The sequence below is a fragment of the Bradyrhizobium genomosp. I (2014) genome, from assembly GCF_000261685.1.
GTDB lineage: Bacteria > Pseudomonadota > Alphaproteobacteria > Rhizobiales > Xanthobacteraceae > Bradyrhizobium.
This window is the reverse complement of the sequence record NZ_AJQE01000276.1, coordinates 1-7,450: the sequence shown is the minus strand read 5'-3', so window position 1 is coordinate 7,450 and position 7,450 is coordinate 1. Positions and strand designations below refer to the sequence as shown.

7 protein-coding genes and 1 pseudogene are annotated in these 7,450 nt (G+C 62.1%); all 8 read left to right on the top strand.

Going from position 1 to position 7,450, the window contains the following annotated elements; translation table 11 throughout:
* Positions 1-345 (top strand): annotated as a pseudogene (locus tag IC50_RS25645) (IclR family transcriptional regulator); the annotation flags it as partial.
* A 66-nt stretch (positions 346-411) separates the two neighbouring features.
* Positions 412-1,209 carry an ABC transporter ATP-binding protein gene (locus IC50_RS25640; RefSeq protein ID WP_035711293.1) on the top strand — a complete coding sequence of 266 codons (798 nt, stop codon included), beginning with the start codon at positions 412-414 and terminating at the stop codon, positions 1,207-1,209.
* Positions 1,206-1,919: an ABC transporter ATP-binding protein gene (locus IC50_RS25635; protein ID WP_035711291.1), complete on the top strand. Its 714-nt coding sequence runs from the start codon at positions 1,206-1,208 to the stop codon at positions 1,917-1,919. Before IC50_RS25640 ends, IC50_RS25635 begins: the two co-directional genes overlap by 4 nt.
* Before the next feature lie 13 nt (positions 1,920-1,932).
* Positions 1,933-2,811: a branched-chain amino acid ABC transporter permease gene (locus tag IC50_RS25630; RefSeq protein ID WP_035711289.1), complete on the top strand. Its 879-nt coding sequence runs from the start codon at positions 1,933-1,935 to the stop codon at positions 2,809-2,811.
* A 2-nt stretch (positions 2,812-2,813) separates the two neighbouring features.
* Positions 2,814-3,833 (top strand): branched-chain amino acid ABC transporter permease, encoded by a 1,020-nt coding sequence (locus tag IC50_RS25625; protein ID WP_035711286.1) that lies wholly within the window; start codon positions 2,814-2,816, stop codon positions 3,831-3,833.
* Between the two features lie 30 nt (positions 3,834-3,863).
* Positions 3,864-5,099, top strand: a complete 1,236-nt coding sequence (locus tag IC50_RS25620) for an ABC transporter substrate-binding protein (RefSeq protein WP_035711284.1) — start codon at positions 3,864-3,866, stop codon at positions 5,097-5,099.
* Between the two features lie 115 nt (positions 5,100-5,214).
* Positions 5,215-6,441 carry an ABC transporter substrate-binding protein gene (locus IC50_RS25615; RefSeq protein ID WP_035711283.1) on the top strand — a complete coding sequence of 409 codons (1,227 nt, stop codon included), beginning with the start codon at positions 5,215-5,217 and terminating at the stop codon, positions 6,439-6,441.
* Positions 6,442-6,702: 261 nt separating this feature from the next.
* On the top strand, positions 6,703-7,450 hold a 748-nt coding region (locus IC50_RS25610; protein WP_035711295.1), incomplete at its 3' end, for an ABC transporter substrate-binding protein.

The window sequence follows — 7,450 nt, the reverse complement described above, 5'->3', positions numbered from 1 at the left end:
GGCAGCCGCTGGCCGAAGATGCGCGACGGATTGGAACGTTCCGGTGAAACCGTCGCGAAATACGGGTTTGCGATTTCGGTCGGCGACTGGCATGACGATATTGGCGCGGCCGGGGTCGCGCTCAAGCTCAACGACGGAACCGGGCCTTACGCGTTCAATTGCGGCGCGCCCGCATTCCGCTTCACGGAAGAGCGTTTGATCAACGACATTGGACCGCGTCTGCTTGCGATGGTAAGGAACATCGAAGCGGCGCTCGGGGGTCTGATGCCGCATTCCAAAAAAGAAATCAGCAAAAAGCTGAAATCAGGAGGAAAAGTTGCGCGTGTGGCCGAGGGGATCAGATAGCCTTTGTCGTAACCGGGAGCGGTTCGCATCGCCCCGCCGCCCACTGAATGTCGTGGGCGAGACGAGATGACGCAGGCACAGCTCGCGCGGGGGACGTCGCCCCTGCTCGCGGTTCGCGACGTCAGCGTCGTGTTCGGCGGCATCATTGCGCTCAACGGCGTGTCCTTCGACATGCACAAGGGCCAGATCCTCGGATTGATCGGCCCCAACGGCGCCGGCAAGACCACGCTCTTCAACTGCCTCAGCCGGCTCTATCAGCCGTCGTCCGGCGACATTCTGATGGAAGGCGTGAGCATCCTGTCGCGGCCGCCGCACCGGATCGCCGAGATCGGCATCGGCCGCACCTTCCAGAACGTGGCGCTGTTCCCGAACTTGTCAGTGATGGACAACGTCCGCGTCGGCGCGCATTCGAAGACCTCCAGCGACATCATCAGCGACTCGCTGCGACTTGCGTGGATTCGCCGCAGCGAGACCGACGTCAACAAGAAGGTGCACGAGATCCTCGCCTATCTCGACCTCGAGGATGTCGCCCACACCACCGTATCCGGGCTGCCCTTCGGCACGCAGAAGCGGGTCGAGCTGGCGCGCGCGCTGGCGGCCGATCCGAAGATCCTGCTGCTCGACGAGCCGGCCGGCGGCCTCAACCACGAGGAAGTCCATGTGCTCGGCGACCTCATCCGCCGCATCCGCGACGACCGCCACATGACCGTGCTGCTGGTCGAGCATCATATGGGCCTCGTGATGTCGATCGCCGACCACGTCGTCGCACTGAACTTCGGCAAGAAGCTCGCGGAAGGCACGCCCGCCCAGGTGCAGGCGGACCCCGACGTCATCAAGGCCTATCTCGGGAGCAAGGACCAATGACGACGCTGCTCAACGTCAAGGACCTGCGCGCCTATTACGGCCAGGTCCAGGCGCTCCACGGCCTGTCCTTCTCGCTCAATGAGGGCTCGCTGACGACGCTGCTCGGGGCCAACGGCGCCGGCAAGACCACCACGCTGCGCGCGATCTGCAACATGGTGCGCTCAACCGGCGGGATCGAGTTCGACGGCAAGCCGCTGAACAACCGCTCCACCGAGAGCATCGTGCGGTTCGGCATTGCCCATGTGCCGCAGGGCCGCGGCACCTTCACCACCATGACCGTGGAGGAAAATCTCCAGCTCGGCGCCATCACCCGCAAGGACAGCGCCGGCATCGTCTCCGACATCGAGCGCATGTACGCGCATTTCCCGGTCTTGAAGCAGCGCCACACCCAGCAGGCCGGCACGCTCTCCGGCGGCGAGCAGCAGATGCTCGCGGTCGCGCGTGCGCTGATGCTGCGGCCGCGGCTGATGCTGCTGGACGAGCCCTCCTTCGGCCTCGCGCCTCTCGTCGTGCGCGATCTGTTCGGCATTCTCGGCAAGATCAACCGCGAGGACAAGGTGTCGATCCTGGTGGTCGAGCAGAATGCCCAGCTCGCGCTCGAGCTCGCCGACCAGGCCTATGTGATCGAGACCGGACGCATCGTGATGTCGGGCAAAGCCAAGGACATCGCGAACAACGAAGAAATCCGCAAATCCTATCTGGGTTACTGAGGGAGCCGGGACAATGGAGCTGTTCACCAACCAGGTCCTGGCCGGCATCGCCACGGGCGCGATCTATGCCTGCATGGCGCTCGCCGTGGTCATGATCTACCAGGCCATCGACCATCTCAATTTCGCGCAGGGCGAGATGGCGATGTTTGCGACTTTCGTCTCATGGCAGCTGATGCAGTGGGGCGTGCCCTATTGGGCTGCGTTCGTGATCACGCTGGTCTTCGCCTTCGTCGGCGGCGTCGCGATCGAGCGCATCCTGTTCAAGCCGCTCGCCAAGGCGCCGGTGCTGACCAATGTCGCCGGCTTCATCGCGCTGTTCGCAATCATCAACTCCTCGGCCGGCCTGATCTGGGACTTCACCATCAAGCAGTACCCGACGCCGTTCGGCTCCTCGCCGTTCCTCGGCAGCCAGCTGATCTCGACCCACCAGGCCGGCATGATCGGCGTTACGGTGCTGCTGCTGATCGGCCTCTACTTCTTCTTCCAGTACACGCGGATCGGCCTCGCGATGCGGGCCGCCGCCTCGGTGCCTGAATCCGCGCGCCTCGTCGGCATCAACACCAGCTGGATGATCGCGCTCGGCTGGGGCATGGCCTCGGCGATCGGCGCCATCGCCGGCATGCTGATCGCGCCGGTCGTGTTCCTGGAGCCCAACATGATGGGCGGCGTTCTGATCTACGGTTTTGCAGCCGCCGTGCTCGGCGGATTGACCAGCCCGTTCGGCGCCGTCGTCGGCGGCTTCCTCATGGGTATCTTCGAGAACCTCGCCGGGACCTACATCCCCGGCGTCGGCAACGAGCTGAAGCTCCCGATCGCGCTCGCGCTGATCATCTCCGTCCTGGTCGTCAAACCCGCTGGCCTGTTCGGCCGGCACATCGTCAAGCGAGTTTGATCATGAGCGCTGCAGAAGAAGTCGTCGCCGAAGGCCACGAGGCGGTCGAGGCCGTTCCGAAGCGAGCCATGACGCTGGGCACCGGTACCTCGCTGGTGGTGCTGGCTGCGCTGCTCATCGCACCGGTCTTCGTCAAGAACTTCATCATCTTCCAGATGACGATGCTCCTGATCTACGGGCTCGCGGTGCTGGCGCTGAACATCCTGACCGGCGGCTCGGGCCAGTTCTCGCTCGGCCAGAGCGCATTCTACGCCGTCGGCGCCTACACGACCGCAGTGCTGATGGAGTACTTCAACGTCAACTATGCGCTGACAATTCCGATTTCCGCTACGGTCTGCTTCGGATTCGGTTATCTGTTCGGCAAGCCGGCGCTGCGGCTGTCGGGCGTCTATCTCGCACTCGCGACCTTCGCGCTCGCCACAGCGATGCCGCAGCTCTTGAAGCTGAATTTCCTCGAGCACTGGACCGGCGGCGTGCAGGGCCTCGTCGTCACCAAGCCCGACGCGCCATTCGGCCTGCCGATGTCGCAGGACATGTGGCTGTACTACTTCACCCTCGTCGTGACGATCGCGATCTACATCTTCTCGGTGAACCTGCTGCGCTCCCGCTCGGGCCGCGCCTTCATGGCGATCCGCGACAACGAGATCGCGGCCTCCTCGATGGGCGTCAACGTGGCGCTGTACAAGACGCTGGCCTTCGGGGTGTCCGCCGGCATCACCGGTGTTGCCGGCTCGCTCGGCGCCATCGCCGTGCAGTTCGTCGCACCCGACAGCTACACCATCACGCTGGCGATCTCGCTGTTCCTCGGCATGGTGGTCGGCGGCGTCGGCTGGCTGCCCGGCTCGTTCGTCGGCGCGGCGTTCATCATCTTCGTGCCGAACATGGCGGAGAGCATCTCCAAGGGCCTGTCCGGCGCGGTGTTCGGCGTGCTGTTGTTCCTGGTCATCTACCTCGTGCCGCATGGCGCAAGGCAGGTCGCGATCCTGGGCCAGCAACTGGCCGGGAAACTCAAGAAGAACTGAAGACCCGTTGAATCAAGGAAGGAGACCGAATTGCACTTTGGAAGAACACTGCGAGCCGCCGCGCTGGTCACGGCAACGGCGGCCATCACTCTCACCTCCGGCGCAGCACTCGCCCAAAAGAAATACGACACCGGCGCGTCCGATACCGAGATCAAGATCGGCAACATCATGCCGTACAGCGGTCCGGCGTCGGCCTATGGCCTCATCGGCAAGACCGAGGAAGCCTATTTCAAGATGATCAACGACAAGGGCGGCATCAACGGCCGCAAGATCAACTTCGTCTCCTACGACGACGCCTACTCGCCCCCGAAGGCGGTCGAGCAGGTCCGCAAGCTGGTCGAGAGCGACGAAGTGCTGGCCGTGTTCAATCCGCTGGGAACGCCCTCGAACACGGCGATCCAGAAGTACCTCAACGCCAAGAAGATCCCGCAGCTGTTCGTCGCCACCGGCGCCACCAAGTGGAACGACCCGAAGAACTTCCCCTGGACCATCGGCTGGCAGCCCTCCTATCAGAGCGAAGCGCACATCTACGCAAAATGGCTGATGAAGGAAAAGCCGGACGCCAAGATCGCGATTCTCTACCAGAACGACGATTTCGGCAAAGACTACCTCAAGGGCACCAAGGACGGGCTCGGCGCCAAGGCCTCGTCCATGATCATCATGGAAGAGAGCTATGAGGTGTCCGAGCCGTCGATCGACGGCCACATCGTCAAGATCAAGGCCGCCAATCCCGACGTGCTCTTGATCTACACCACGCCGAAGTTCGCGGCCCAGACCATCAAGAAGACCGCCGAGCTCAGTTGGAAGCCGCTCCAGATCCTCACCAACGTGTCGATCTCGGTCGGCAGCGTGATGAAGCCGGCCGGCTTCGAGAACGCGCAGGGCGTGTTGTCGGCAGCCTATGCCAAGGACTCCACCGATCCGCAGTGGGCCAACGATCCCGGCATGAAGAAATGGAACGAATTCGTCGACAAGTACATGCCCGGCGCCGACAAGACCGACACCGCCATGGTCTACGGCTACGGCGCCGCGTCGACCCTGGCCAAGGCGCTGGAAATGTGCGGTGACGATCTCACCCGCGCCAACCTCATGAAGCAGGCCGCGAGCCTGAAGGACTTTGCGCCGGATACCCTGCTGCCCGGCGTCAAGATCAACACCAGCGCCACCGACTTCGCCCCGATCGCCCAACTCCAGATGCAGCGCTTCAAGGGCGAGAAGTGGGAACTGTTCGGGGAAATCATCAGCGGCGACGTCGCCTCAGAGTGAAGCGCTGACGCAATAACCCAGCACGAAGCCCCCGCGGGTAGACGCGGGGGCTTTTTGTTGACGGCACGCGTCAAACTTGTTCAATGCGACCGATCCACGTCGGGGCAGGAGAACAATGGCCGCCGTTCGATTCCAGGTTGCGTCCCTCTGGGCCGCGCTCGCCTTGTGCACTGCAATGAGTAGCGAGGTGCTGGCGCAGAAGAAATACGACAGCGGCGCTTCCGATACCGAGATCAAGATCGGTAACATCATGCCCTATAGCGGTCCGGCCTCCGCCTATGCCTCGATCGGCAAGGCCGAGGAAGCCTATTTCAACAAGGTTAATGCCGAGGGCGGCATCAACGGCCGCAAGATCAAATTCATCTCCTACGACGACGCCTATTCGCCGCCGAAAACGGTTGAGCAGGCGCGCAAGCTGGTCGAGAGCGATGGGGTGCTGCTGATCTTCGGCTCGCTCGGCACCTCCACCAATAGCGCCATCCGCAAATACATGAACGAGAAGAAGGTGCCGCAATTGTTCGTGGCAAGCGGCGCGTCGAAATGGAACGATCCCAAGCAATACCCCTGGACCATGGGCTGGCAGCCGAGCTACACGAGCGAGGCGCGGATCTACGCCAAGTACGTCATGAAGGAGAAGCCGGACGGAAAGATCGGCGTGCTCTACCAGAACGACGATTTCGGCAAGGACTATCTGAAGGGGCTGAAGGAGGGCCTCGGCGCCAAGGCGCCGATGATCGTGCTGGAGGAGGCCTACGATACCTCGGAGCCGGCGATCGACGAGCACATCGTCAAATTGAAAGCCTCCGGCGCCGACGTCCTGATCAGCATCACCACGCCGAAGTTCACAGCCCAGGCGATCAAGAAAGCGGCGGAGATCAACTGGCATCCCGTCCACATCATCTCCAACGTCTCCGCCTCGGTCGGCGGCGTGATCGAACCGGCGGGGTTCGAGATCTCGCAAGGCGTCCTGTCGGCGAGCTACATCAAGGACGGCTCCGATCCACAGTGGAATGCCGATGACGGCATGAAGAGGTTCTACGACTTCCTCGCCCAATACGATCCCAAGGCCAACAAGCTCGATGCCGGCGTCGTGTTCGGCTATGCCGCCGCGCAGACCATGGTGAAGGTGCTGCAGATGTGCGGCGACGATCTCACCCGCGAGAACGTCATGAAGCAGGCCGCCAGCCTGAAGAACTTCGAACCCGATACGCTGCTGCCCGGCATCAAGATCAATACGGCGCCGGACGATTTCGCCCCGATCGAGCAGCTCCAGATGATGCGGTTCAAGGGCCGGAAATGGGAGCTGTTCGGCGACATCATATCCAGCGACATCGGCCACTGAAGCCCCTTCGCCCGGGCAATTTGAAGTCACGCCGGGCAAGCAGCGCAACTCAAGGTCCGCACCGGTGCTCGACCCGGCGATCCTGCTCGACGGAATATTCCGCGCCGCATCGATCAATTTGCGCCCCCTACGATAGTTTCAGTTTGGGCGTTGTCCTTGCTGGCTGCGCAGGAAGGGTATTGAATGTGGACCGGAGCGACGCAAACGAACGCTCCCAATCAAGAACAAGCGACACATTCAACCCGACCTAGGGAGATCAGGATGCCTGCAATGCACGCGCGTTTGGGAGCCCTTGCGGCTGCCCTTGCGCTGACTGCTGCTCTGTCCACCGCAGCGTCAGCGCAGAAGAAATACGACACCGGCGCCTCTGACACCGAAATCAAGATCGGCAACATCATGCCTTACAGCGGCCCCGCATCCGCTTACGGCGTGATCGGCAAGACGGAAGAGGCCTTTTTCCGCAAGATCAACGCGGAGGGCGGCATCAACGGTCGCAAGATCAACTTCATCAGCTATGACGATGCCTACTCGCCGCCGAAGACGGTGGAGCAGGCGCGCAAGCTCGTGGAAAGCGACGAGGTGCTGCTGATCTTCAACTCGCTCGGCACGCCGCCCAACTCGGCAATTCAGAAATACATGAATTCGAAGAAAGTGCCGCAATTGTTCGTCGCCACGGGTGCCACCAAGTGGAACGACCCGAAAGAATTCCCCTGGACCATGGGCTGGCAGCCCAACTACCAGAGCGAAGCGCAAATCTATGCCAAGTACATGCTGAAGAACCACCCGGACGCCAAGATCGCCGTGCTCTATCAGAACGACGACTACGGCAAGGACTATCTGAAGGGCTTCAAGGACGGGCTTGGCGCCAAGGGCTCCTCGATGATCGTGATCGAGGAAAGCTACGAAGTTTCCGAACCGACGATCGACTCCCATATCGTCAAGATGAAGTCGACGGACGCCGACGTGTTCTTCAACATCACGACACCGAAGTTCGCGGCCCAGGCGATCA

Bases quoted from the DNA above. Each gene is read 5' to 3' on its own strand.
- IC50_RS25640 (WP_035711293.1), top strand. From the start codon at position 412: ATGACGCAGGCACAGCTCGCGCGGGGGACGTCGCCCCTGCTCGCGGTT.
- IC50_RS25635 (WP_035711291.1), top strand. From the start codon at position 1,206: ATGACGACGCTGCTCAACGTCAAGGACCTGCGCGCCTATTACGGCCAG.
- IC50_RS25630 (WP_035711289.1), top strand. From the start codon at position 1,933: ATGGAGCTGTTCACCAACCAGGTCCTGGCCGGCATCGCCACGGGCGCG.
- IC50_RS25625 (WP_035711286.1), top strand. From the start codon at position 2,814: ATGAGCGCTGCAGAAGAAGTCGTCGCCGAAGGCCACGAGGCGGTCGAG.
- IC50_RS25615 (WP_035711283.1), top strand. From the start codon at position 5,215: ATGGCCGCCGTTCGATTCCAGGTTGCGTCCCTCTGGGCCGCGCTCGCC.